Below are 23,501 nucleotides of genomic sequence, written 5' to 3'. Positions count from 1 at the left end.
TGAGCATTACGCTGAACCTATGAACGATGGCGAGTGGAGGCGACGATGACCGGGCCGAACGACCCGCAGGACCCGAACGGTAACGAGCAGGGACGTGACCCGTGGGCTCCGCCACCGGTGTCGGGCGCCGACAACGCATCGCCGCAGTGGGGCGCGCCCCCGGGCGAGTCCTCGTCCGCTCCGACCCAGCAGTGGGGCAGCGCGCCGGCCGGTGATGCGGCGCCCACCCAACAGTGGGGTGCCGCTTCGGGCGGCGACTCTGCGGCGCCCACTCAGCAGTGGGGGCAGCAATCGCAGCAGCAGTGGGGACAACAGCAGCCGGGTCAGGCCGGCGCACCCGCGTGGGGTGCGCCGCAGGGTGGGCCGCCGCCGCAGGCGAATGACCAGTGGGGTCAGCAGCAGACTCCGCAGTGGGGTGCCCAGCCTGCTCAGGGGGCCGGTGCACAGCCCTGGGGCACGCCTGCCGCACCTGGTGCACAGCCCGGATGGGGGCAGCCCGGCCAGCAGCCGGGGCAGGCGGGCGGTCAGCAGTGGCCTCCGCAAGGGCAGCCCGGGCAGGCCTGGCAGCAACCCGCCGCCGGGCAGGGTGGCCAGCCCTCCTGGGGGCAGCAACAGCAACCCGGTGGCGGACCGTGGCAGCCGTCGCAGCAGCCCGGGGGAACATCCGGCGGAAACAACAGTGCGAAGCTGCCGTGGATTCTCGGTGGTGTGGGCCTGCTCGTCGTGGTGGTGATCGCCGCGGTGATCGGGTTCATGACCCTCGGGGGCGGCACCACCCTCGATTCCGAGGCCGCGCAGGCGGGGGTCGCGCAGGTCCTCACCGAGTCGTACGGCGCCGAGGAAGTCGGTGACGTGTCGTGCCCGGGCGATCAGAAGGTCGCGGCCGGGGCGAGCTTCGAGTGCACCCTCACCGTCGATGGGCAGCACCGGTCGGTGACGCTGACGTTCACCGACGACAACGGCACCTACGAGGTCAGCCGGCCGAACTGATCGTCTCCACCGGAGACACGTGTCATCCGAAATCCCCGCTCACTGCACGTGGGCGGGGATTTCTGCGCGGGGTGGCCTGCGTCTGAACACACGTCGAAGTAGTTCGAAAACCACATTGCAACTTTGTGTTTTCCTAACATGTAGTTCATGCCTCGAAATAGGACGAAACGCCGAATCGGCAATGTCGTTCGAGAACTACGGAGCCACCGCGGACTGTCCCGCCGCCAGTTGGCGACCCTGACCGGGACGCATGCGCAGACGATCGGCTCGCTCGAACGCGAAGACCAGCAACCGAGCTTGGAGGTGGCGATGCGCATCAGCGCCGTATTCGACCGACCCGTACAGCACGTGTTCTTCTGGGTCGAAGCGGGGCCGCCTGATACGCCGTAGTCCGTTCTCGAGTCATTCGGAGAACCATCACTGCAACAGCACTCGCCCGGCGACCTACACGCCTCGGATGCTGACGGACTCACACCGCGGCGAGCTCGAGACGACCGAGCAGGCAGGCCAAAGCACCGCGTCCCTCACCGAACCGTTGCCACAGTGGGTGTCGGTGCGTTGCTCCGGCTACGCTCGCTGCGTGCACTCGACGAGCGAGCTGATCGGCCAGGTCCTGCGTGAGGCGATCGAGGGCGGCGGACTCGCGGGATGGGCAACGGTCGACCTCTGGGACGGTGTCGCGACCGCACGCATCACCGAAACCGGTGACACGGTCCACATCGTCGACGAGAGCGTCGCGCAACGAGGGATCTGCGCGATCCTGCTCGACGACGATGTCCACCACGCTCACACTCGGGAAGCGTTGCGCGCCGACAACCCCCGCCTGATCGACGGTGAGGTCGCCGACACGATTGTGCAGTTCGGGCTCTTCGGGTGGATCGTGTATCGATGAGCTTGCCCTACGACAACACCCGAGCAGCGGCGGCGGTCGATCACCAGTCCGTCGTCGACGCTGCGCGCCGCATCACCTCGATCGTGCGGCGCACCCCGATCCTCACCGCTGCGGTGCCTACCCCGAACGGGCCGGTCGAAGTGGCGTTCAAACTCGAATATCTGCAGCACGGCGGGTCGTTCAAGGTGCGTGGCAGCCTCAACGCGCTCGGCCGTGCTCGTGAGAACGGCACGCTCCCCGACGCGGGCGTGCTCATCGCTTCCGGTGGCAACGCCGCGATCGGTGCCGCCTGGGCGGCCCGATACTGGGACACACCCTGCACCGTCGTCGTTCCCGAAGCCACGCCACCGGCGAAACTCGACCGGTTGCAGCGCCTCGGCGCGGCCGTGCACCGGGTGGGTGCGTCCTACGCCGACGCCGACGCGCACGCCTCGACCCTCGCCCGTGAACTCGGCGCCGTGACGTTGCACGCCTACGACCTACCGGACATCGTTGCCGGGGCCGGCACCCTCGCACTCGAATTGCGTGAACAACTCGACACGCCACTGGACTGGCTTGTCGCGGTCGGAGGCGGGGGACTGGTCGCCGGAATCACCGCCGGAACCCGCAACACCGACATGATCTACGGGGTCGAACCCGTCGGTGCTGCAACCCTGCACCGCGCGCTCGACGCGGGAACACCCATCGACATCGAGGTGGACAGCATCGCCGCCGATTCGCTCGGTGCCACCCGCATCGGGAACCTCGCGTGGGCGGCAGCGAGCACCGGCCGCATCGACAGTCTCGTCGTCGACGAGCCCAGCATCGTCGACGCGCGACGCTGGTTGTGGGACGAACTGCGCATCGTCGTCGAACACGGCACGGCCGCGGCGCTCGCGCCCGTCCTGGCGGGGACGGTCGCCCCTGCCGCGGGCGCGGCCCTGTGTGTCGTTCTCTGCGGCGCCAATACAGTGCCGGAGTTCGCCTGATCCGGCACCGCAGTCGATGAGTAGGGCGCGGACCGGCGCCAGACCCATTACCCGCCAGCCTCGGCCGGGGCCATCGAGGCGCCGACAGCCCAGATCGCACCGGCCGCGCCGGTCACCAGCAACCGGTTGCTGTCGGCGGTCACGTCGGAGCCGAATCGGAAAGCTCGAAGCGACGAGCTGAGGCACCCCGGCGCCGAATCGGCTTCAGTGGTGTCGTGAAGTCGAAACCTGGCCGCTGAGAGCACGTTCGGCGTGTACGCGGGCGTCGGCCGACCAGTGCGGGGCGTTCCACTGGTCGGCGATGACGGCAGCCCGGGCGAAGTGGGCCGCAGCCTCGTCGGCGAGGCCGCGGAGGAGAGCGAGTTCGCCGAGCGTGTGGGCGACCGGACGCAGCGCCAGCGACACGCTCTCCGCGCCCGCTGGGGGACCGTCACGGTGCGGGAGCAGATCCGCGTAGATCTCCTCGGCAGCGTCGCGGTCGTTCGAGGCGACGATCACCATAGCGCGCAGGCTGGTCAGGAAAGTGAAGAAGAAGTCGGGCCGGATCGGGGTCGGTGATGTGCGGGCCCGGTCCCCCTCGTGGCCGCGGCCAGCGGCGTGGAGGGCGAGCGTAAGCAGGTCGGCGACCATCGGGCCGAGCGCCTCATGGAAAGCGCGTACGTCGTCGAGGTGGTCGCCGAGTGTGCCGTCGTTGAGCCAAGTCGCCGCCAGCGCGAGACGGAGGAACCCCGCGGCGTGCACCGATCCGGCGCGTTCCATGCGTTCGGTGGCCTCAGCGTAGAGACGCTCGGCGTCGGCGAACCGGCCCTCGATGAGCACCAGCGTCGTCAGCGCGATCTCGGCGGCGCCGATCGCCTCGGGCATCCGGTAGGCGCGGGCGAGGTCGAGCGCCTCCTCGGTCAGGCGGCGCATGGTCGCCGGGTCGTTTGCCGCGGCGGCGTTCGCGGCAAGGTTGAGCAGCCCCGTCACGCGGTAGACGGGCAAGTCGTGTTCGACGCCGATCTCCACCAGCTCGCGGGAGTGCTCCTCCCGCCCGGAGCTGCGTGCGAGGACCAGCAACGCCGCAGCCCGCAGGTAGGGAGTGGTGGCGAGTTCGAGCGCTTCCCGTGCCGCCGCCATGACCGTCGGATCGTCCTCACCTACCAGCTCGTGGGCGTATGCGATGAGCAGATGGGACCGCACGTCGGGGGCAAGGCCGGTTCGCGCGAGCAGACGGTCGAGGCGGTCGACTATGGGACGGTCGACGGTGCCGTAGGTGCGGGCCTGCCAGGGCGTGGGCTCGGTCCAGGCGGTGAACGCGGCGATCATCAGGTCGTCGCGCCCGATCGACTCGGCGTACTCCACGGCCTGCTCGCGCGTGGCCCTCGCCGCGCCGAAAGACCCGGCCCTGACCTGCGCGCGCAACAGCCTGCCGAGCAGTGCGACGCGTTCGTCCGGGTCGCTGGAGTTGGTGACGCCGTCGGTGAGGAGCGCGACCGCCACGTCGTGGGCGTAGCGTGCCTCCGCCAGCTCGGCGGCCCGCACGCAATAGCCGACGGCCTTCGGTGATCCCGCTCGCGCGTAATGGTGGGCGAGGGCCGCGACGTCGCCGGTGTCCTCGAGGGCCGCCGCGATCCGGGTGTGCATCCTGGTGATCCGCACTCGACTGACATCGGTGATCAGTGTGTCTCTGACCAACGCGTGCACGAACCGGATGCGCCCGGGCCCCGGCTCGTCGAGCAGTCCCGCGATGACACCCGCGTCGAGCGCGTCGAGCACGCCGTCCTCGTCTGTGTCGGCGGCCCGCACGAGCACCTCCACCGAGCTTTCCCGGCCTGCCACCGCCGCCAGCCGCAGGACGGACACACCACTCTCGGGCAGTCGTGCGAACCGGCGTCGCAGCACGTCCCGTACGCCCTCGGGGACCTCGGAGAGCGCGATCAACGCGCCCTCGCCGTTGAGCAGCCGCGCGCTCTCCCGCACATAGAACGGGTTGCCGCCGGTCCGCTCAGCGATCCCGGCTGCGGTCACGTCGTCGACCGCGCACTCGGTGCGTACGAGTTCCGCGACGGCCTCGCCAGTCAACCCGGGCAGATCCAGCCGGAGCGGTGCGGTGCGGGCCAGGGACCCCAGGGTGTCGGTGAGGCGCGCGCTCTCGTCTGCGCGGTACGCCGCGACGACCAGGATCGGAGCCCGCGTGTCGACGCCGCCGCCGAGCAGTTCCAGTGTGGCGGCGTCCGCCCAGTGGAGATCGTCCAGGACGACGGCGACCGGACGGTCGGTGGCGGCCGCCGCGAGCCACGTCCACACAGCCTGCCGCAGCCGAAACCGTCCAGCAGCCGCGTCACCATGCACCGGTGCGGAGTCACGGAGCAATGGTGCCAGGTCGTCGGCGAATTCCCCGGGAGGAGCGCTCACGGCGACCGTCCGCAGTGCCTCGACCCACGCCCACGCGGGCGGCGCGCTGTCCACGTCGGGGCAGCGCCCGGCAGCCACGAGCCACCCGTCCTGCTCGAGCCGCGCACCGAGATGCTCGAGCAGCGTCGATTTGCCGAGCCCTGCCTCCCCGGTGACGAGCGCGACGCGTGCCCCATCGACGACGGCCTCCCCGGCGGCTGCGATCAGCGCCGAAAGCTCGCCCTCCCGCCCGACGAACGTCGGTGTGCCGGGCTCGATGCTCGTGGCCTGGGGCGGGGGAATATCTGCAGCGGGGGAAGGAACGGCCGCACGGAGGATGTCCGTGCGCTGGGTGAGAATCGCCTCTTCCAGCGCCACCAAGTCCGGGCCGGGGTCGAGTCCCAGCTCGTCGGCGAAGATGACGCGGGCGCGGCGGAGCGCGGTCAGAGCATCGGCCTGACGGCCGCTGCTCCACAGTGCGAGGGCGTGCAAGCGCCAGCCTTCCTCGTGCAGGGGATTGTCGCGAGTGAGGCTCTCCGTCTCGGGCACCACCGTGGCGGGATGGCCGAGCTGTAGTCCTGCCGCGATGTGCAGTTCGCGGGCGACCAGACGCAGCTCATTCAGCCGGGCGGTCTCGGCCACGGCCCATGGCTCGTCGGCGACCTCGGCGAACACGGGTCCCCGCCACAGCGCCAGTGCTTCGTCCAGCCGGACGCGAGCGGCACGGGGATCGGCGAGCGCGCGGGCCTCGCCGAGCAACTGCTCAAAGCGCCATGCGTCCACGGCTTCCGGCGGCAGCCGCAATGCGTAGCCGGGCGACGCGCTTACCAACAGGCGGGCCGGGGTCCGCGGCGGGCGGGCAGGTTCCAGCAGGCGGCGCAGGTTCGATACGTACGCCTGCAACGACGCCAGAGCGCGCGCCGGCGGTTCGCCGCGCCACAGGTCCTCAATCATCCGGTCGACCGGCACGACCTGGGCGCGCGCAGCCACCAGCAGGGCCAGCACACCGCGCTGGCGCGGTCCGCCGAGGGGAAGGGGTACACCGCCGGCCTCGGCCGCGAACGAGCCCAATACCCGGATCAATACCATGACGCGGCACATCGTACGCGCGATAGCCGCCGGTGTTCCAAGTTGGCCTCCAAGTATTTTCCAAACCCCCGCACGCAGTCTCGTACCCATCGAACGGACGAACACGAAGGGCAGGAACAAGATGAGCGTCAACACCAAGGACATGGTGATCGTCCACCGCGGCCTCCGCCGCGAGTCGCGGCTGCTGATCGAACTCGTCGCGGCGGTCGCGCCAGGCGACACCACCCGCGCCGCAGTGATCGCCGACCACTTCCGCATCTACCGGCTGGGACTGAAGAACCACCACGAGGGCGAGGACGAGCTGCTGTGGCCGCCGCTGCTGGCCAGGGTCGATCTAGGGGCGGAGATCGTGCTGCGCATGGAAGCCCAGCACGAGCGTGTCGCGGCCACGCTGACCAGGTTGGAGGTCGCGGTCCCGGCGTGGGAGGCCACCGCCGGAGCCGACGAGCGCGACACCCTGGTGGCGGTTCTGTTGGAACACCGGGCGATTCTGCTGGAACACCTCGACGACGAGGAGGCCACACTACTTCCACTGGCGGCCGAATACATCACGGCGTCCGAATGGGCTTCCCTGGGGGAGCATCTGGTGGCGAACACACCCAAGCTCACTTTGCTCACGCTCTTCGGTGTCGTGCTGGAGGACGCGAACCCGGCCGAGCGTGCGTTGCTGCTGTCGGGTCTCCCCGCGCCGGTCCGCGCCGTCTGGCGCGTCATCGGTCGCCCCCGCTACTCCCGCCACATCCGCCGCGTCCGCGCGGCCTGACCATGCCCATCCCGTCACGCACGTCGACCCGGTGTGCAACGCGAAATTTCAGGACAGAAGCCGAAAATGCTCATTGTCACCGGCCAGACCATTGCCGCCGGCGCCGTTCTCGCCAATGCCGTCGTCTATGACACCGATGTCACCGGGGCCGTGATCACCCGGTCCGTGAACCGCAAGCTCGATGATGTGGCCATGACCATGAGCGCGGGATGGGGTCACTACTACGCCGATAAGCGCATGCCGATCGTCGGTGCGGTCGGTGTGGTCACCGCCGTGCTCACGCTGCTGATCGCGCTGTCGGCCGGGCAGATCGGCGTCGCGGTGGCCGCGGCGATCACGGTGGCCGCGCTGCTGACCTGGTTCGCCTTCTACGTCCGCATCGCCAAGCCGATCAATTCCCAGCAGACCGCCGCTGCGCAGAGCGGCATCATTCCGCCCGATGCGCGTGCACTGCAAGAGAAATGGGACAGCATTCTGAAGTATCGGGTCACCCTGCAGTTCATTGCCCTTGCCGGACTGTGTGCCGCGCTGATCCTGTTCTGATCCCGGAGTACATCAACGGTCCCGCTGAACCACCGGGGCACACGTGATATCGACTTCACCGAGGAGTAACCGACATGACCTTCACCATCAAGGAACAGCAGTTTCTGGCCGAGGCCGGGATCGGCCGGCTGGCCACGATGTCGCCCGACGGCGTTGTGCAGAACAACCCGACCAACTACCGGGTGAACGCCGACGGCACGATCGACATCGGAGGCATGCGGATGCGTGCCAGCCGAAAGTACCGCAATGTCGAGGCGGGGAGCCGGGTGTCGTTCGTCATCGACCAACAGGTTTCCCTGGAGCCATACGTGATTCGCGGCCTCGAGGTACGCGGCACCGCCGAAGCGCTCGATGACGAGGAGCCACCGTTCCCACCCCAGGAACGCGCGGTCATCCGAATTCACCCCGAACGCATCATCTCCTGGGGCATCGACGGCGCATCCTTCGACTTCACCAGTCGCGGCGCCGAGTAGTCAGGCATCGTGCTCGATCATGCGGACAGCTTCTCGAAGTCGAACCTGCCGGGCGTTCGCCCTCGATGTCACGGGGTGGATCGGAACCACCGGGTCGAGCCCTCCTGTCAGCACTCAGTTCTCTGTAGGCCAACGTAGGTCGAACCGATCCAGGCTCATCACCTTGTCCCACGCCGCCACGAAATCTCGGACGAACGTGGGCTGGGCGTCATCGCAGGCATACACCTCGGCGATACCGCGCAACTGCGAGTGCGAACCGAAGACGAGATCGACGGCGGTCGCGGTGCCCCGGGAGTCACCGGACACCCGGTCACGTCCCTCGTAGACGTGCTCCTCGGTGGTCGAAGGCGACCATTCGATACCCATGTCCGTGATGGCCGCGAAGAAATCGGTGGTCAACGTTCCGGGCCGATCGGTCAGAACACCGTGGGAGCCTCCACCGTGGTTGGTGTTCAGCACGCGCATCCCACCGAGCAGCACCGTCATCTCGGGTGCCGTCAAGGTCAGCAGATTCGCCCGGTCGAGAAGGAGCTGTTCCGGTGGCTGCTTCTCGACCGCCCGCAGATAGTTGCGGAATCCGTCGGCTTTCGGCTCGAGCACCGCGAACGACTCCGCGTCGGTCTGCTCCTGTGTGGCGTCGGTGCGTCCCGGTGTGAACGGGACCGTGACGTCGTGCCCCGCCACCGTCGCGGCCTGTTCGACGGCGGCGCATCCGCCGAGGACGATGAGGTCGGCGAGCGAGACCTTCGTATCGCCGGTCTGCCCGTCGTCGAATTCCTGCCGGATCCGGTCGAGCACCGCGAGGACCTCCGCCACCGCGGCGGGTTCGTTGACCTCCCAATCCTTCTGCGGTGCCAGCCGCAGGCGGGCCCCGTTGGCGCCGCCGCGTTTGTCGGTGCCACGGAAGCTCGCCGCGGCCGCCCACGCGGTGGTCACCAGCTGCCGGATCGACAGTCCTGAGTCGAGGATCGCCTGTTTCAGCGCGGTGACGTCGCCGTCTCCGACGAGCGGGTGATCGACCGCGGGCACCGGGTCCTGCCACAGTTGCGCTTCGGGAACCCACGGGCCGAGGTAACGGGTGATCGGCCCCATGTCGCGGTGCAGCAGTTTGTACCAGGCCTTACCGAACTCCACCTCGAGTTCCTCGGGATGATCGAGCCAGCGGCGGGTGATCGGACCGTAGATCTCATCGAAGCGCAACGACAGGTCGGTGGTGAGCATCACCGGCGGATGCCGCTTCGACGGGTCGTGCGCGTCGGGCACCGCATCGGCCGCGGCACCATCCTTCGGGATCCACTGGAACGCGCCGGCAGGGCTTGTCGTTTGTTCCCACTCGTAGCCGTAGAGGGTTTCGAGGAACGAGTTGTCCCAGGTCGTGGGGGTCGGAGTCCAGGTGCCTTCCAAACCGCTGGTGATCGCGTCGCCGCCTACCCCGGTGCCGTATGCGCTCTTCCATCCGAGGCCCTGCTGTTCGACCGGGGCGGCTTCGGGTTCGGGACCGACCAGGTCGGCGGGGCCGGCGCCATGGGTCTTGCCGACGGTGTGGCCACCGACGATCAACGCGGCGGTCTCGACATCGTTCATCGCCATCCGCCCGAATGTCTCGCGGATGTCGACGGCCGCGGCGATCGGATCCGGGGTGCCGTTGGGGCCTTCGGGATTGACGTAGATCAAACCCATCTGCACCGCGCCGAGCGGACCGGCGAGATCCCGTTCGCCGCTGTAGCGTTCGTCGCCGAGCCACGTGTCCTCCGGACCCCAGTACACCTCGTCCGGCTCCCAGATGTCTTCGCGGCCGAACGCGAAGCCGAAGGTCGTGAAACCCATCGATTCGTAGGCGCAGTTGCCGGCGAAGATGATCAGATCGGCCCAGGAGATCTTCCGGCCGTACTTCTTCTTGATCGGCCACAGCAACCGTCGGGCCTTGTCGAGGCTCGCATTGTCCGGCCAGCTGTTGAGCGGTGCGAGCCGCTGCGCACCCTGCCCTCCACCGCCGCGGCCATCGGCCATCCGATAGGTGCCTGCCGCATGCCAGCTCATCCGGATGAACAGCGGACCGTAGTGGCCGTGGTCGGCGGGCCACCACGGCTGTGACGTCGTCATCACCTCGACCACGTCACGTTTGAGTGCGTCGACGTCGAGCGACGCGAACTCGGTCGGATAGTCGAAGTCCACACCCATCGGGTCGGTCGCAGGAGACTGCGGACGGAGAACACTCAGATCGAGTTGATCGGGCCACCAGTCGCGGACCGTGCGGGGTCGGTGTGCTTTCGGCGTGGGGGAGGCGATCGCCGGGCTTTCGCTTTCGCTCTTGGACACGGTGCCATTCCTTCCGGTATTCGGTGAATGGGACGGTGCTCACGGAGATGGTCGATGAATGCGGGATTTCCCGTGACGAGCTTGCCCCCGCGGCGATGAAGTTCGCCGCGGAGTCGATGGTCCCCGTGAGCGGGTCACCTCTCCATGATGACCCTGTCGCGGGGACGGGTCCAGGAAGGTACGCGTGGCCTCTCCGACCGGCACGTCCGACAGATCGATCGAGTGCCTACCGTTGTGGCCTGCGGCGACTCGATCGTCCAGGCATTGGGAGTATGGCCGCTGATCGTTCTGGGACTGCTGCTCGTGCTTCCCTCTGTGATGGCTGCGTCAGCGATGCGATCCGGGGTTCCGGTGGTCAGCGCGCAAGATCAACGACAATGGCTTGACCAGCGACGATGATGGCCTTCCGGTTCCTGATCGGTCCAGACGGACAAGGCGTAGTGGCTGGTCACGGCGATGGACAGCAGTAGATCTCGAATGCAGACTGCCCAGATGCAGCGGGCAGTCGCTTGCGCTCCCATGGCCGGCGGTGTGGTGTTCGTCGGATTACAGCTGGGTATGCCCGTCTCGAGTATCGCCCTAGCCGTGCGATGACCCAGGTGCGTCGGCGCGCACGTGCGCACGCATCCCTTGCACGCCGAACAGGATCAGTAGTTCGACCGCTCCGCCGTCGGCGCTGCCGAGCCAGTGCGGCAAGGAAGTGTCGAACTCGGCGGCCTCACCGGGCGCCAATGTCAGTTCGCGCTCGCCGAGCACCAGTCGCAAGCGACCGTTGAGCACATACAACCATTCGACACCGTCACGAGTCTGCGGGGTCGGTTCGAGCGGTTCGGGCACCGCGGGAATGATCATTTTGAACGCTTGCACCCTACCCGGCCGCCGCGACAGCGGCACGAAGATCAGCCCGGACCGCCGGATCGGCTTGAGGTGGATTCGCGGATCGCCGGCGCGCGGGGCACCGACGAGATCGTCCAGCTGAACGTCATAGGTGCGAGCGAGGGGCAGCAGCAACTCCAAGGTAGCCCGGCGCTGCCCACTCTTCAGTCAAGACAGGGTGCTCTCGGATATCCCCGTCCGCGCCGCCAGCCCGGCGAGAGTGATGCCGCGGTCGCGACGCAGCGCACGCAGCCGCGGGCCGACCACGTCGAGCACGTCTTCCGCTTCGCGATCCATGAGTCCATCTTGCCGGAACGGCAAGATTGCGTGCCAGATCATGCTGGGTCCGGAAACACTGAGGGTGCCCCGAACAAAGGAGTCCTGATGAGCGCCACCGATGCGGCCACCTTCTGGAACGGCGTCTACGCAGCCCCTTCGGCAGCAACCGACCCTCAGCCGAACGCCCTTCTCACCGACACGCGCTGCGCCCGGGCGGGCGACTGCTGGTCGTCGACCACGGCTCGACCGCGCCATGGTCGTGGAATCAGGACCCCGACCTCCGCTATCCGAGCCCGCGGGAAGTCGCGGCGGGCATCGCTCTGGATCCGGTGACGTGGTTGGTCGAGCGGGCCGACGCACCCCGCCGGATCGCGACGGGACCGGATGGGCCCACCGCCGAGGTCACCGACCACGTCCTCATGATCCGCCGCACTGTCTGATCCGCCACCGACGAAGGAGACCACCGTGCCCACCACCAACCGGCGCCGCGATACCCCGCCGCCCAGGACAGGGAGCAGCGAAACCGCGACTCTGCGCGCATTCCTCGACTACCTCCGGGCCTCGATTGCCGCGAAGGTCGACGGCGCCCCCGAACCGCAGGCGCGAACAGCGGCGGTGTCGTCGGGCACGAACCTGCTCGGACTGCTGAATCACCTGACCTTCGTCGAACGCTCGATGTTCCTCAGGGCCGATGTGACCGACTGGAAGGCGACGTTCCAAGCCTCACCGGCTGACAGCGTGGCCGATGTCGTCACCCGCTACCGCGAGACGGTCGAGCGCGCGAACGAAGTTCTCGATGGGTGCACCGATCTCGACGGACCCGTGCCCCGGTCGAAACGTCCCGCTCCCAGCGTCCGCTGGGCACTCGTGCACATGATCGAGGAGACCGGCCGGCACGCAGGCCACGCCGACATCCTCCGCGAACTGATCGACGGCGCCTCCGGGCGCTGACTTCCCAGGACAGGACCACATGATCACCGCAACCCGGCCATCGCCGCGCCGCTTCCGCCGATCCGTACGAACCTACAGCCGACCTGAATCACTGGCAGGCAGTGGACGTGCCGAACGCAGGACGATGGCTCGTCGAGGAGAACCCGCAGTTCGTCACCTCGGAACTGCTGCGTTTCTCGACGGATGAGCTCGAGAGCGGGCCTTGGCCGTAACAAGACTGCTGGAACTCGTCGACAACCACCAGAACAGGACCACGGTCACCCGCACAGCCGGTGGCTGTTCCCCGGACCGCCCCGTTGGGCAGCCAGTGCAATTCAGCACGCTACTCGGTCGGCCGGAGAACCGCAGATTGCGGTGTGGAGGTCACGTCATCGGGTACGAAACCCAGCGACGGCAGCGTGCATACGGCAGGCACCCCCAGATGAACGGCCCTCAGGGGGCGGTGTGCAGGTGAGGGGAGTCGGTCGGGCAGACTGACCGGTATGGGTGCCGAGGGGAACATATCGCGGCGGCGACGCCTGATGTGCGGATGAGTGCAAACGCAACGATGCCACGACCCGGGTGGCGGATGCCCGTAATCGGCGACGCATTGCGGCTCGATCCGAAACGGCCGGTTCAGCGCGAGATGGAGTTCGTGCGGGAACTGGGCGACGTGTTCGAGATCAACATCGTGGGCAGCAAGCTGATTGTGGTCGGCGGCGGCGCCGCTGCGGCGGAGGTGTTCGACGAGTCCCGATTCGCCAAGGCCGTCGTGCCTCCCGTGAGCAATCTGCGCGAACTTGCCGGTGACGGCTTGTTCACGGCGTTCAACCGCGAACCGGCGTGGGCACAAGCCCACAATGTGTTGATGCCGGCATTCAGCCAGTTGTCGATGCGCAGCTACCACGACGCGATGACGCAGTGTGTCGATGAACTGTGCGACTACTGGACGGATCAGGCCGGGCGCGGCCCGGCGGATATCTCGTCGGACATGAACCGTCTGACCTTGGAAGTGATCGGACGGACCGGCTTCGGATACAGTTTCGATTCCTTCGACAGTGAACGACACGAGTTCGTCGAGGCAATGACGCGGGTGCTGTCGTTCGCGTCGAAGGCTGCGAACGACGTCCCCATCCTCCGAGAGATTTTCGGCTGGAAGGCGCTGCGGCAGAACCCGAAGGACATAGCCCTGTTGAAGCGTTCAGTGGACGATGTCATCGCCGCTCGCCGTGACGGGACGACACCGAGGCAGGACGATCTGCTCCAGCGCATGCTCGAGCATCCTGATCCCGACACAGGCGGATTGCTGTCGGACGCGAGCATTCGTAACCAGGTGCTGACATTCCTGATCGCGGGCCACGAGACGACCGCGGGGACATTGTCTTTCGCCCTGCACTACCTGTCGCTGAACCCGGAGATGGTGGACAAGGCGCGCGCCGAAATCGAGGCAGTGATCGGGCGCGACGGTGCGCCGATACAGTTCGAGCAGGTCGCGAAGCTGCGCTACGTGAGGCGGATCGTCGACGAGACATTGCGGCTGTGGCCGTCGGGTCCCGCCTTCTTCCGTAAGGCACGTGCGGACACGACACTGTCCGGGTATCAGCTCGGGAAGGGCGCCACGATTTTGGTGGTACTGCTTGCGTTGCACCGCGACCGTCGGCTGTGGGGTGAGAACGCGGAGGAGTTCGACCCGGACCGGTTCCTTCCCGCTGCCGTGCGTGCCCGCCCCGCACATGCCTACAAGCCGTTCGGGGTGGGTGCGCGTGCATGCATTGGCAGACAGTTCGCGCTGCACGAAGCGGTGCTCGCCCTGTCCCGCATCCTCATGCGGTTCGACGTGGTGCCCACCCCGGGGTACGAGTTGTCGGTCTCCGAGTTGCTGACGATCAGACCGGAGAAGCTTCGGCTGCACCTGCGTACTCGGTGAAAGAGGAGTTCGGTCGCAAGAGTGGGTGAGCTTCTGAGATCGACGGGTTGGCCCCGCAGATGTCCGACCAATCCCAGTCGGCAAGTCCCGGGCTGATCAGCAGCAGCCGATCGACCCGATCCGGGTAGGCGAGTGCGAAGTCGATGGCGACTCGCCCACCCATGGACGCACCGGTCAGTGCAGTAGGTTCGATGCCCAATCCGTCGAGCAGCGCAGCCAAGTCGTCGGCATGACGAAACCCTGCGGTAGTCCGATCCTCGGAGGCGCCACACCCGCGTAGGTCGGTCCCCGGGGAGCATCGGAACGGACATTAGCGGTAGCGGGACGATCTTGATTCCGGTTCGGTGACGTGCCCGTTTTGCCTGTTCAGTGGGCTAGCTGGGATCGTTCCCTCCGGATATGAAGCCGGTGTGCGTGCGGATCCACGTGCAGGGCTACTCCGATCGGTATCCCGACCGCCGAGCAGCCAAATCCGACCTGTCCACACCATTCCCGGAGTCGAAGCCGAAGCCTGGGTGCGTGCCCTGCTCTGCCGGCAGTGGTCGGACTATGAGTACGAGGTGATCCGCCGTACCGATGTGGACCGACGTATGCGTACCAATACGGCCTACACCCAGCCGATCTTCGTGGTGTTCCTCGCATCGGACGGGATCCCGGTGCCGGCCCCGGACAACATCGCCTGGAACCGGCTGTGGCCGCACGTCATCGACGCCCGCAAACTCGATCCGGATCCGACCTCGAACGCACTGCTCGCACACATCGCCCAGTTCGGCCCCTACGCGCCACCCGGAGACCGAACCCGACGGTGGTTGGCGACTCGACGTCACCGGCATGCCTCTGGAGGAACTCACCGATACTGCGGCGGAGACCGTCCGTGCACTGCGCGAAGGGATTCGGGTCCGGGGTGCGATCGACAGCCGGTTCCGCCCGGTCCGGCTACATGTCGAGCATGACCGCGCGGTGGTGTACTTCCGGTGGCGCGCAACCCGAACACCTTTGCCCTGACCCTGCGACCACCACTGACGGTCGACGACCTTGCTGGGCCGCCCTGGCACACCCCTGCCGCTGTCGCCGGCACCGTGACGGGGGGATGGCAGGAGGAGTTGTGCACAGGTTTGCTGGTTCGCGGCACCCGCCGCCGTGATGGCGAGACCATCCACATCTCGGGTCCGGGCACCCGCCGCCACCAGCTCGACATTGTCAATCACAAGAGTTGTCATCGCGTCGAAGTACGCGCGAAGAGGCTCCGCCGCCGGCGCCCCGTCCCGAGGGGTGGATCACCGGAAGTGACGGCCCACCGCAGGGTTTGGGCACGCTCCGATTGCGTTCAGCATCAGCACGTATGGGTGCCTGCCTCGTCGCTCAATGGGACTCATTCGTTGACATCTTGACCGCTGGTCCATAACGTCTGAGCCCGTAGCTGGACTGGCGGTCGCATTAGGAGACTGGCAATTGAAAGCAATCGTAGTCGCGTCAGTGGGGACCCCGGAGGTTCTCACCGTGGCTGAGGTCCCTCGGCCCGTACCGGGACACGGCGAACTTCTCATACAAACGCAAGCAGTGCCGGTCCTGTACGCGGAAACGATGATTCGCGCTGGACGAACACCATTGCCGGTCGAGACTCCGGCCGTCTTCGGCATGCAGGCCGCCGGAGTAGTCGTGGAGGTTGGCCCGGGTGTGGATACAACGATGGTGGGTCGTCGCGTCATTGTCGCTGGACATGGCATCGGAACCTACGCGGAGTTCGTTTGCGCACCCGCTCTGGCGGCGACCCCGATCCCCGATGCGCTCTCGGCTACCGCCGCCGCGGCCGTTGTCATGGGTGGGTCCGTCGCTTTGGCGCTAGCTGACCGTGTGACCGTATCGCCAGGTGGGACCGTGCTGATCGAGGCGGCCGGCACCGGGGTGGGCGGCTACCTGACGCAGCTCGTGAGCAATCGCGGGGTCCGTGTCGTCGCAACGGCCGGCAGTGACGCCAACCGGGCACGCGCCCGGGAGTTGGGCGCAGATGCAGTGATCGATCACCGGAACTCCGGTTGGGCTGAACAATTGAAGACGTTGTTGGGCCACACCACAATCGACGTGCTGTTCGAATCGATCGGCGGGGATGCCGACCATCGGCTGCTCGACGCGATGACACCCGGGAGCGGGCACATACTTCTCTACGGCCTGCTCAGCGGTGCTGAGTCGAAGATCTCAACCTCCGATCTCCTGGGCCGCGGTCTGACCGTGACCGGATGCGGCGGACCTGCGTGGCTCACGCAGGTCGCCCAACGTCGGGCCGCAGCGCTGGACATGGCGGCCCGCGGTGAGCTCACCCCACTCATCGACTCGGTACTGCCACTCGAGGCCGCCGAGCAGGCGCATCGACGCATCGAAAGCCGCGAAACCACCGGGACCATCGTCCTGGAACCCCGTGAGGGACATCTCCGCACCAGTGGCGGCAGGGAATGAGCTCCGAGTGTGTTAGCACGGTAATCGATTTCACGTCGTCGTGACCGATGAGGGCGGCTACGGCCAGTTCGGCCCTACTCGCGGGTGGAGCTTGAACGGTTCTTCCACCTCGACGACGAGGACCATCGCCTGATCGCGGCGCGACGCCGCGACTACTACCGGTTGGTCTTCGCCCTGCAGGTTGTCACGGTCCGCCATCTGGGACTATTCCTGACCGACCCGCTCGATGGTCCACCGGAACTGGTGGCTCACCTGGCGGAGCAGCTGGGCATCGACGATCCGACGTGCGTCAAGCGATATACCGAACGCCGCGAGACCCGGTTCGAGCACGCTCGCGAGATCCAATCGTTCGCCGACGTCGAGCCGGAGCTGACGGCGTGGATGACCGGTGACGGACCGAAATCCATTTCCGCCTGCGCGGTGGCGTGCTGCGGACCCGCCCTGACCCTCGGTGAGGTCCGCGGCCACGACTCGATCCGCATGCTCTCCCGCGACGGCAAGCCGACCGGGCTGGGCGACGCGTTTGCCCACTACGGGCGGATCTTCAAGACCCTGCACCTACTCCAGTTCGTCTCGGACGAGGGATACCGGCGGATGATCGGCGCCCAGCTCAACGTCACCGAGGCTCGCCACCGCCTCGCCCGGAAGATCTTCTTCGGGCAGCGCGGCGAACTGCGCCAGCACTACCGCGAAGTCATGAGGACCAGCTCCGCGCGCTCGGCCTGGCGCTGAACTTCGTGGTGCTGTTCAACAGCCTCTACATCGACGCCGCCGTCGAGCAGCTGGCCGCCGACGGCTTCCCGGTCACCGACCAGCTGCTCGCCCGGCTGTCCCCGCTCCAGTTCGATCACATCAACTTCCTGGGCCGGTACGCCTTCACCCGACCGCGGGCTCCTCGCCCGCTGCCAGCCGCTCGATGGCACCCAGGGCGTCCCGGCGGTCCCGGCCCAGCACAAGGGCCCGCCGCGAGTAGGAGAAGCGCGTCAGCACGCTCGCGCCGATCGGACCATGATTGTTCTCGGAGCCAACCGCTGTACTGAAGTTCCCCGATGCCTGGAAGGGCCTCGTTCAGCGCGGAGCGATTCCCGTGTCCGTGGAACGGAGCGACTCATCGAGGAGGCCCGCACCAGGGCCCGCCAGCCAGCGGTCGAAGTACAGCAGGAACGGGAACTCCGTGCGCAAGGCGTCGAGGTTCGCGTTTCCCACCAGCCTGCCGTCGTCTACGAGTGCTTCCAACTTGCTGAGGAGCTCGTCCTGTGCCTGCAGGGTCGTCGGCAGGCGGCTGTAGCTGATCGGTCGTCCGGCGGCCTGGGTCAGATGCCCGGCCAGGGCGTTGCCGGTGAGAGCGTCACCGGCGATCTCCATGGTGCGGCCGGCATAGCTTTCGGGTGAGCCGAAGACCGCGGCGACGATGCGGCCGATGTCGCGTACCGCGATGAACTGCATGGCCTGGTCGGGGCGCATCAGGAAGGACAGGTGTCCCCGGTCGAGGCCGATTTCGGGGGTCACCAGGAGCTCCATGAACGTGGCTGGCCGAACGATGGTGCTGGCGATGTCCAGATTCCGGACATGGGCCTCGATACGGCGCTTGGTGTCGAGATGGTCGACGCCCGTTGTCGAGCCCGCGGTGACCGCCGAGCTGTAAACAAGGTGGGCGACGCCGCAGCTCTCGGCGATGTCGGCCACCGTCGTGCCGAAGCGGACCTCGTCCTCGTTGGTCACGCCGGCGCCGGCCTGGCCGGAGTTCGGCTGGACACTGAAGACACCGTGGGCGTCAGCGAACGCCGCGCGGAGCGACTCCGGATCCCCAAGGTCACCGCGGACGGTTTCGACGCCGGAGGCGGAGAGGGACCGGGCTCGGTAGCCGGACGGATCGCGCACGACCGAGCGCACCACCCAGCCGTCGGCCCGCAGCGCAGCGACGACCGATCCGCCCTGCTGTCCCGTGGCGCCCAGGACGACGACGGTTTTGTCGATGTTGGTCATGCCGACCACGCTGCGCTTTCGGCGATCACGGACGTGTTCCTGATAAACATTGCTGATTCTTCCTGGGATCCTGAGGAGTGAGTCGGAGATGTGCTTGTCACAGGCCTGCTCCAGAGTTCGTAAGGGGTGGCTCGCGCCGTGTCCGCTACGCTAAAACCTGACGCCAACGTCAGGTGCAAGCGAGACGTGGAGTCGAGTCAGGAGGCCGGGGTGCGGATCGGAGAGGTCGCCGCGAAGGCGGGCGTCAGCGTCAGGGCGCTGCGCTACTACGAGCAGCAGGACTTGCTGCACTCCACCCGGAATCCGGGTGGCCAGCGCCAGTATCCGGCCGGTGCCGTCGAACGGGTCAGGCTTATCCAACATCTCTACTCCGTGGGCTTGCCCAGCAGAACCCTCCGCGAGGTGCTGCCGTTCGCCGACTCCGGTGAGGCGTCACCGGAACTGCTGGATCTGCTCGCGGCCGAACTCGACCGCCTCGACCGGCAGATGACGGACCTGCGGGACGTGCGCAACCGGCTGCACGACTGCATAACCGAGGCGCGGAATCGTGACGGAACAGGAAGTCCATCCTGAAGCAGGCCGGAGTGCCGCTTCGCTGTCGCTTCCGCCACCGAGTTCGACCTCGGTGATGCATCCCTGGGGGTGTGCTCGGGTGGTGGTCACTGTTCAACTTCCCCGGGACGTCCTTCCCCAGGTCCTCGCCCTGTTTACGCGGGCATTGAAGCCAGTCGGACACTTCATCACCGCAACACACGTCGGCGACTGGTTACATCGGCGAACCGTGACGTGGTTCATCGGTGAATTCTGACGGCGGTCTGAACGAGCAGGATGCTATATCGGCGAAAACTGACGTCGCGATTTGTCTTGCCAATCGTCGGGGCAGTAACGAACCGCGCTGTCCGGCTATTCGTGTCACGATGGGCGCTCCTGCCGAATTCGTTGTGCTGCCACTATGTTGCCGGTGTCATGCACAGGACGCAGGGTGCAACGGGTTGCTCTTCGCGGGTCGCCGTCGAGGCGGGCACGGAAACAGTGCCGGCCGTAGCTCGGTTCGCGGAAGGCGTGGAGCGCGAGCGGATCTGGGCCGAAGAGATAGCGCTCGTCCCGAAGTTCGCGGAGTCGAAGCAGGTCGTACCGCGCACAGCGGAATGTCGCCGTGAGCTGCCGGCCACAGCGGACCCCAAGTGGAATGATCACCGCCTACGCGGGGTACGAGGATATGTGGTCAACCTTCCCCGGTGGCCTCGGCCCACATTTTCGACGCCTGCTGCTGTGTGATCCCGTGCGCGTTCGGCGCATCATCTCCTTGAACGTAGCGAGTTCACATCGACTGGTCGGAGCTGTCGGGTTCGGCGGCGGTGGGTGGGAGTGCCGCGCGGACCCTGGCAAGTTCCGCGCGGGCCGCGTCGGCGTCGGACCGCAGTGCGGACAGTTCGGTGCGGAGCGCGGTGATCTCGTCTCGCAGTTCGTCGCCGCGGTCGCGGGCGGCGGTTTCCGCGGCGCGTGCGGTGGCGGAGGTGACCCGCGCGTCTTCGAGTGCGTCTCGGAGTTCGGCGACACGGCTCCGTTCGGTACCGAGATCGGATTCGAGCCGGCTGATGGTCGCGGTGTGCCGCTCGGTGTCGGCGCGGGCACGTTCGACCGCCGTGTCGGCGCGGGCGAGCCGGTCGCGGGTCTCACCGAGTTCGGTGCCGAGCCGCTCGCGTTCACCAGCCGCAGTGTCGAGGTGTTCGCGCTGTGTGGCGATCGTCGCGTGCAGGTCGTTCACGGTCTGTTCGTACTCGGCGACTGCGGCTGCGTGTTCGTCGCGATGTCGGCGTAGGGCGTCGGCATGTTCTTCGTTGACGCGGGCCAACTCGTCGTGGTGCTCGGATTCGAGAATTCGGAACTTCTCGCTGTGCGCGGCGCGGGCGTCGGACAGTTCGCGGTCGACGGCCTCGACGGCGGCGTCGGCGTTGTCGCGGTCGTCGGTGGCCTGCGTGAGCCTCTCTTTGAGGCCGGCGATCACGGCGTCGGCATCGGCCTTGACCTTCGCGAGTTCGGTGGCGGTCCGGTGCAGTTGCGCGTCGAGCGCTCCGGGGTCGGTGAGTTTGTCGAGGGCTGCGCTGATCTGCGTGGCGACGGCGGTGTGCTGTTCGATGCTCGCGGCGGTGAGAGCGCGCAGTGCGGTGACCGCGGCGGTGAGGTTCGCGGCCGCGTCGATCGGTGTGGCGGGGTCGGTGAGTTCGGCGAGTTGTTCGGCTTCTTTGCGGCGCCGCGCGCGTTCACGGTGGGCGCGGACCCGGTCTGCGGGGGAGTCGTATTTACGGGGTCGGCCGACGCGTGGCTTTTCGGCTTCTGCGCCTGCTGTGGGGTCCGCATTCGTCGTATTGCTCATTCGAGTCCCTTTCGACCGTCTCCAACCATGCCATAAGCGTACAGTATATGTTACGTAACATGAAATGAAACGTAATGAAATCAGGAAATCGCAGTTGGATAGCCTACCGAATTCGATCGGAAGGAATTGTTTAGTAGTTCCGTTACAAGTTGAGCATTCATATGCACAATCACGCATGAAATTGGTTTGATCGTCATAATTCCCTATTATGACGATCAGGTCCTCGAGGCCGATCCGAAAACTGTGCACCCCTCGGGGAGGGCCTCCGACGGAGTCACGACCGATGTCGAGTTGCACCAAACGCGGGCCGAAGCGGCCCCGCGCGAGCGGCAACGACTCGGGGCGGAGCGGGGCGCGAGCTGGGACTGCAGCGCATTCGCCGGAGGTGACCCGTTGGGTGGTTCTTGTCCAGCCGGGGAGCGATTCACCGAAGGCATCCCTCATCCCGCGTTGGATCGGGTCGCTTGCTTCGAGCGTTGTAACGGTGCTCGGCGCGATGGAGGGAGAAACTGCACGGCGCCGTAACCCTTGCCGGCGGGGAGACAGCCCCATCCAACCGGGCGGCCGAGCTGACCCGCCCTGCAGGGCGAGGCCTCATCGGGTAGGGCGTCGGGCAAAACGGTGGGCCATTGATCGCCCCCTTGCAGAGCGGTACCGAACCGGTGTCGCGACGACCGCTGGAATCCGGCCGAGCATGACATACGAGAGGCACCGGAACGAATGTCCCTCGCTCCGGTGCCTCTCGTATGTCAGACCGCGGCGCCCTCAGGCAATAGGGCCAACAGCTGCCGGGTGTGGTTGGGGATTTCGATGTCCGCCAGACCCTCGAACAGTCCGCGCAGCGGCACGACCGCGTCGGTGAGCAGGGCGCCCGCGGAGAGCCCGAGGAACAGGACGGGGCTATCGAGTTCGGAATCGGACAGGGCGGGTCCGCCGAAGCCGCAGAGGATCTCGGCCTGACGGCGCAGGCGCTCACGCAGTCCGGAGAACCCGCCAGCACGTTCGGCCGCACGGTCGATGGTCCAGGTGTCGAGGGCGTGGCGATTGTCGTAGGTGGTGTGTTCGCCCGCTGCGACTGCCGCGGCCGCGGCGATGGTGCCCGCGGTGACGAGACAGACGTGGGCCAGGATCCGATCGGCATTCCATTCACCCGGCGGGGGCGTCCGGAGGTGGGCTGTACCGGCTACGGTGACAGAGGCTTCCAGGATCGCATCGTAGGCCTCGCGCATTGCGGTGGTGTCCAACATCAGGAGTGCACCTCCGAGTCCATTTCCCACGGGGCCTGTGGGAGGACCTTGCCCGTTTCCAACAGAGACTTGAGGTTGGCGATCACCGAGGGCCACCCGCTCGAAATGCCGTGCAGCATTTGCTCGTTCGGCAGATTCTCGTGGGTGACGGTGAGCCGGACAATGTCGCGATAGGGTTCGACCAGGAAGGTGACCACGGACGGCGGGCGGTCCTCCTCGGGGGAATCCTCGAAGGTGAGAACCAGCTTCGTCGGCGGTTCGGACTCGAGCACCTTGCCGACGACGTCGATCGTGCCGGAGCCGTCGGCGCGGCGGTGCTCCCAGGGCGAACCGGGCTGCCAGTCGGACACGTTCTCGTGGAACCAGTACTGGGCGGTCAGGTCGGCGTCGGTCAGTGCCTGCCACACCTGCTCGGCGCTGGCGTGGATGTAGGTGACGTAGACATAGTTCGGCACGGCGGCGGTCATAGCGTACTCCTCTGCCTGGTTCTTGATGGCGCGCAGAACATCCAACCGGGGGCGGTCGAAAGCGGAGATCCAGCGCTGTTCGATGTCGTAAATCGGTGTCGGATCGATGTAGTGCACCCGCTCGCGCCCGCGCCGCAGAATGGTCACCAGCCCGGCCCGCTCGAGAATGTCGAGATGCTGGGTCAACGACTGCCGGGCCATATCTACCCGCTCGCAGAGCTCCCGCAGCGTCTGACCGTTGTGCTCCCGCAGCCGGTCCAGCAGCAGTCGGCGGGTGCCGTCTGCCAGCGCCTTGAAAACCGCGTCCATCTCGGGTTCGGATTGCACGCCGAAAGTATGCAGGCATATACCTGCATATGTCAACGCACAGCGCCACCGACCTGGCGTATCAGCCCATGACACCCTCCGCCCGCACCGGATGACCGACAAGGGGGGTGCGCGTGTCGAGATAACCGGCCCGTTCGAAGTCGGTGTCCGCGCCGTGCGTGTGCCGGAAGAGTGTGATCGCCTTGTCCACGTCCGACGCGGTGGACGAAACGAGGTGG

The 23,501-nt window shown here is 67.0% G+C and carries 19 protein-coding genes and 4 pseudogenes; 14 read left to right on the top strand and 9 right to left on the bottom strand.

Going from position 1 to position 23,501, the window contains the following annotated elements; translation table 11 throughout:
* Positions 1-45: 45 nt before the first annotated feature.
* From ACZ46K_RS18705 to ACZ46K_RS18690, 4 genes are all read left to right on the top strand, one after another.
* Positions 46-990 (top strand): DUF4333 domain-containing protein, encoded by a 945-nt coding sequence (locus ACZ46K_RS18705; RefSeq protein WP_464744065.1) that lies wholly within the window; start codon positions 46-48, stop codon positions 988-990.
* 147 nt (positions 991-1,137) lie between these two features.
* Complete coding sequence (locus ACZ46K_RS18700) at positions 1,138-1,380, top strand: helix-turn-helix transcriptional regulator (protein WP_464744063.1); 243 nt, start codon at positions 1,138-1,140, stop codon at positions 1,378-1,380.
* A gap of 67 nt (positions 1,381-1,447) precedes the next feature.
* Positions 1,448-1,882 (top strand): hypothetical protein, encoded by a 435-nt coding sequence (locus ACZ46K_RS18695; RefSeq protein ID WP_054807937.1) that lies wholly within the window; start codon positions 1,448-1,450, stop codon positions 1,880-1,882.
* Complete coding sequence (locus ACZ46K_RS18690) at positions 1,879-2,850, top strand: serine/threonine dehydratase (RefSeq protein ID WP_464744061.1); 972 nt, start codon at positions 1,879-1,881, stop codon at positions 2,848-2,850. The genes ACZ46K_RS18695 and ACZ46K_RS18690 overlap by 4 nt, the downstream gene beginning before the upstream one ends.
* Before the next feature lie 204 nt (positions 2,851-3,054).
* Here ACZ46K_RS18690 and ACZ46K_RS18685 read toward each other — a convergent pair whose 3' ends face one another.
* Complete coding sequence (locus tag ACZ46K_RS18685; protein ID WP_464744059.1) at positions 3,055-6,315, bottom strand: BTAD domain-containing putative transcriptional regulator; 3,261 nt, start codon at positions 6,313-6,315, stop codon at positions 3,055-3,057.
* 121 nt (positions 6,316-6,436) lie between these two features.
* On the opposite strand from ACZ46K_RS18685, the gene ACZ46K_RS18680 reads away from it, so the two are divergent.
* The 3 genes from ACZ46K_RS18680 to ACZ46K_RS18670 all read left to right on the top strand — a co-directional run bounded on the left by ACZ46K_RS18680 (position 6,437) and on the right by ACZ46K_RS18670 (position 8,094).
* Positions 6,437-7,078 (top strand): hemerythrin domain-containing protein, encoded by a 642-nt coding sequence (locus ACZ46K_RS18680; RefSeq protein WP_054807841.1) that lies wholly within the window; start codon positions 6,437-6,439, stop codon positions 7,076-7,078.
* Positions 7,079-7,144: 66 nt separating this feature from the next.
* A complete protein-coding gene (locus ACZ46K_RS18675) occupies positions 7,145-7,621 on the top strand; it encodes a DUF1772 domain-containing protein (RefSeq protein WP_054807842.1) in 477 nt (158 codons plus the stop codon).
* A 74-nt stretch (positions 7,622-7,695) separates the two neighbouring features.
* The gene (locus ACZ46K_RS18670; RefSeq protein WP_054807843.1) at positions 7,696-8,094 is read left to right on the top strand and encodes a PPOX class F420-dependent oxidoreductase; all 399 of its coding nucleotides are present in this window, start codon (positions 7,696-7,698) and stop codon (positions 8,092-8,094) included.
* A 114-nt stretch (positions 8,095-8,208) separates the two neighbouring features.
* On the opposite strand, the gene katG is transcribed toward ACZ46K_RS18670, so the two are convergent.
* Positions 8,209-10,413: a catalase/peroxidase HPI gene (gene katG, locus ACZ46K_RS18665; protein WP_464744057.1), complete on the bottom strand. Its 2,205-nt coding sequence runs from the start codon at positions 10,411-10,413 to the stop codon at positions 8,209-8,211.
* A gap of 579 nt (positions 10,414-10,992) precedes the next feature.
* Positions 10,993-11,586, bottom strand: a pseudogene (locus ACZ46K_RS18660) (helix-turn-helix domain-containing protein).
* 87 nt (positions 11,587-11,673) lie between these two features.
* On the opposite strand from ACZ46K_RS18660, the gene ACZ46K_RS18655 reads away from it, so the two are divergent.
* The 3 genes from ACZ46K_RS18655 to ACZ46K_RS18645 all read left to right on the top strand — a co-directional run bounded on the left by ACZ46K_RS18655 (position 11,674) and on the right by ACZ46K_RS18645 (position 14,425).
* Positions 11,674-11,901 carry a hypothetical protein gene (locus tag ACZ46K_RS18655; protein ID WP_464744055.1) on the top strand — a complete coding sequence of 76 codons (228 nt, stop codon included), beginning with the start codon at positions 11,674-11,676 and terminating at the stop codon, positions 11,899-11,901.
* A 132-nt stretch (positions 11,902-12,033) separates the two neighbouring features.
* Complete coding sequence (locus ACZ46K_RS18650; protein ID WP_054806676.1) at positions 12,034-12,519, top strand: DinB family protein; 486 nt, start codon at positions 12,034-12,036, stop codon at positions 12,517-12,519.
* A gap of 547 nt (positions 12,520-13,066) precedes the next feature.
* Entirely contained in the window at positions 13,067-14,425 is a 1,359-nt protein-coding gene (locus tag ACZ46K_RS18645; protein ID WP_054806678.1) for a cytochrome P450, read from the top strand.
* Here ACZ46K_RS18645 and ACZ46K_RS18640 read toward each other — a convergent pair.
* Positions 14,385-14,699, bottom strand: a pseudogene (locus tag ACZ46K_RS18640) (alpha/beta fold hydrolase); the annotation flags it as partial. The gene ACZ46K_RS18645 and the pseudogene ACZ46K_RS18640 sit on opposite strands and share 41 nt — an antisense overlap.
* Before the next feature lie 1,202 nt (positions 14,700-15,901).
* Between ACZ46K_RS18640 and ACZ46K_RS18635 the strand changes: the two are divergent.
* The 3 genes and pseudogenes from ACZ46K_RS18635 to ACZ46K_RS18625 form a co-directional block, all read left to right on the top strand.
* Positions 15,902-16,198 (top strand): annotated as a pseudogene (locus ACZ46K_RS18635) (alcohol dehydrogenase catalytic domain-containing protein); the annotation flags it as partial.
* Between the two features lie 105 nt (positions 16,199-16,303).
* Positions 16,304-16,879: a quinone oxidoreductase family protein gene (locus tag ACZ46K_RS18630; RefSeq protein ID WP_464749389.1), complete on the top strand. Its 576-nt coding sequence runs from the start codon at positions 16,304-16,306 to the stop codon at positions 16,877-16,879.
* Between the two features lie 84 nt (positions 16,880-16,963).
* Positions 16,964-17,919, top strand: a pseudogene (locus tag ACZ46K_RS18625) (Tn3 family transposase).
* 28 nt (positions 17,920-17,947) lie between these two features.
* On the opposite strand, the gene ACZ46K_RS18620 reads toward ACZ46K_RS18625, so the two are convergent.
* Positions 17,948-18,865 (bottom strand): NmrA family NAD(P)-binding protein, encoded by a 918-nt coding sequence (locus ACZ46K_RS18620; protein ID WP_054810927.1) that lies wholly within the window; start codon positions 18,863-18,865, stop codon positions 17,948-17,950.
* 186 nt (positions 18,866-19,051) lie between these two features.
* On the opposite strand from ACZ46K_RS18620, the gene ACZ46K_RS18615 reads away from it, so the two are divergent.
* Complete coding sequence (locus ACZ46K_RS18615) at positions 19,052-19,438, top strand: MerR family transcriptional regulator (protein WP_464744053.1); 387 nt, start codon at positions 19,052-19,054, stop codon at positions 19,436-19,438.
* Between the two features lie 748 nt (positions 19,439-20,186).
* On the opposite strand, the gene ACZ46K_RS18610 is transcribed toward ACZ46K_RS18615, so the two are convergent.
* The 4 genes from ACZ46K_RS18610 to ACZ46K_RS18595 form a co-directional block, all read right to left on the bottom strand.
* Entirely contained in the window at positions 20,187-21,242 is a 1,056-nt protein-coding gene (locus ACZ46K_RS18610) for a hypothetical protein (RefSeq protein ID WP_464744051.1), read from the bottom strand.
* A 749-nt stretch (positions 21,243-21,991) separates the two neighbouring features.
* A complete protein-coding gene (locus ACZ46K_RS18605) occupies positions 21,992-22,489 on the bottom strand; it encodes a hypothetical protein (RefSeq protein WP_054810618.1) in 498 nt (165 codons plus the stop codon).
* Positions 22,489-23,265 carry an ArsR/SmtB family transcription factor gene (locus ACZ46K_RS18600; RefSeq protein WP_054807382.1) on the bottom strand — a complete coding sequence of 259 codons (777 nt, stop codon included), beginning with the start codon at positions 23,263-23,265 and terminating at the stop codon, positions 22,489-22,491. The genes ACZ46K_RS18605 and ACZ46K_RS18600 overlap by 1 nt, the downstream gene beginning before the upstream one ends.
* A gap of 79 nt (positions 23,266-23,344) precedes the next feature.
* Positions 23,345-23,473, bottom strand: coding sequence for a hypothetical protein (locus tag ACZ46K_RS18595; RefSeq protein ID WP_464744049.1), 129 nt, complete (start codon positions 23,471-23,473; stop codon positions 23,345-23,347).
* Between the last annotated feature and the right edge of the window lie 28 nt (positions 23,474-23,501).

The organism is Rhodococcus sp. JCM 9793 (assembly GCF_055380405.1).
This window is presented reverse-complemented; position numbering and strand designations above follow the sequence as displayed.

Bases quoted from the DNA above. Each gene is read 5' to 3' on its own strand.
- ACZ46K_RS18695 (WP_054807937.1), top strand. From the start codon at position 1,448: ATGCTGACGGACTCACACCGCGGCGAGCTCGAGACGACCGAGCAGGCA.
- ACZ46K_RS18680 (WP_054807841.1), top strand. From the start codon at position 6,437: ATGAGCGTCAACACCAAGGACATGGTGATCGTCCACCGCGGCCTCCGC.
- ACZ46K_RS18670 (WP_054807843.1), top strand. From the start codon at position 7,696: ATGACCTTCACCATCAAGGAACAGCAGTTTCTGGCCGAGGCCGGGATC.
- ACZ46K_RS18705 (WP_464744065.1), top strand. From the start codon at position 46: ATGACCGGGCCGAACGACCCGCAGGACCCGAACGGTAACGAGCAGGGA.
- ACZ46K_RS18610 (WP_464744051.1), bottom strand. From the start codon at position 21,242: ATGAGCAATACGACGAATGCGGACCCCACAGCAGGCGCAGAAGCCGAA.
- ACZ46K_RS18700 (WP_464744063.1), top strand. From the start codon at position 1,138: ATGCCTCGAAATAGGACGAAACGCCGAATCGGCAATGTCGTTCGAGAA.
- ACZ46K_RS18645 (WP_054806678.1), top strand. From the start codon at position 13,067: ATGCCACGACCCGGGTGGCGGATGCCCGTAATCGGCGACGCATTGCGG.
- ACZ46K_RS18620 (WP_054810927.1), bottom strand. From the start codon at position 18,865: ATGACCAACATCGACAAAACCGTCGTCGTCCTGGGCGCCACGGGACAG.
- ACZ46K_RS18685 (WP_464744059.1), bottom strand. From the start codon at position 6,315: ATGGTATTGATCCGGGTATTGGGCTCGTTCGCGGCCGAGGCCGGCGGT.
- ACZ46K_RS18605 (WP_054810618.1), bottom strand. From the start codon at position 22,489: ATGTTGGACACCACCGCAATGCGCGAGGCCTACGATGCGATCCTGGAA.
- ACZ46K_RS18675 (WP_054807842.1), top strand. From the start codon at position 7,145: ATGCTCATTGTCACCGGCCAGACCATTGCCGCCGGCGCCGTTCTCGCC.
- ACZ46K_RS18600 (WP_054807382.1), bottom strand. From the start codon at position 23,265: ATGGACGCGGTTTTCAAGGCGCTGGCAGACGGCACCCGCCGACTGCTG.
- ACZ46K_RS18655 (WP_464744055.1), top strand. From the start codon at position 11,674: ATGAGCGCCACCGATGCGGCCACCTTCTGGAACGGCGTCTACGCAGCC.
- ACZ46K_RS18690 (WP_464744061.1), top strand. From the start codon at position 1,879: ATGAGCTTGCCCTACGACAACACCCGAGCAGCGGCGGCGGTCGATCAC.